Here is a 684-nt window from a genome sequence, read left to right as displayed (position 1 = left end):
GATTGTGACAAGTACGTGCATTAAGTAAACTTCGCAAGATAATTTTAAGTACAACTCACAACGGATTCTTCATTATGTCACGCCATCAAAAAATCTCTGTTGGCCCAATGCCTTCTCAGAAAGAGGATTACTCTGAATACGAAGAGACTCAGGTCCTTTGGGGGCGAATTGGCTTGATCTTTGGCGTCGTGTTTGCGGTCGCTTTTTCGGCGCTTTACCTTGTCTTTGAGCCACTGAATGATACTCCCACCGTTGTGAGTGTAATTGAGCAGCGCAAGATTGCGGCTGCACAAGAGACAACTATTATGGAGAACACACAAGCGCCAAGCGAAGAAGCGGTTGTGGCAGCGCTCGAATTAAAGAGCGATGTTGAGGCTGAAGTAGACCCTACGCCAGTGGCATTAACTCAGCGAGCAGCTTCATTAACGCAAACTGCGGTGCAAGCGCCCGTATCGGCAATCTCTACATTAAATCCTGCGATCATTTCGGCGAGTTTAGCGCGAGGTGTTGATGAGAATCGACATCCTATTGATCTGCTTGGCTATGAAGTGAGTATGGATGGTGAGAATCTGATTAAGGTCGTTCTTCATACTGAAATGCTAAACATTCAAGGTACAACTCTTTTTCACGAGTGGTTTTTGAATGAGAAGCGTCAGGCAAGGGTGCGTATACCGATCAATGCTG

At 46.1% G+C, this 684-nt stretch carries 1 protein-coding gene; it reads left to right on the top strand.

Annotated elements, in window-relative coordinates:
* Window positions 1-74 precede the first annotated feature (74 nt).
* Window positions 75-684, top strand: a 610-nt coding sequence (locus A3762_RS25435) for a hypothetical protein (RefSeq protein ID WP_156493758.1), incomplete at its 3' end; no start/stop codon positions are given.

Source organism: Oleiphilus sp. HI0125, assembly GCF_001635355.1.
Note: the sequence above shows the minus strand (reverse complement) of the source record. Positions and strands in the feature narration are given on the sequence as shown.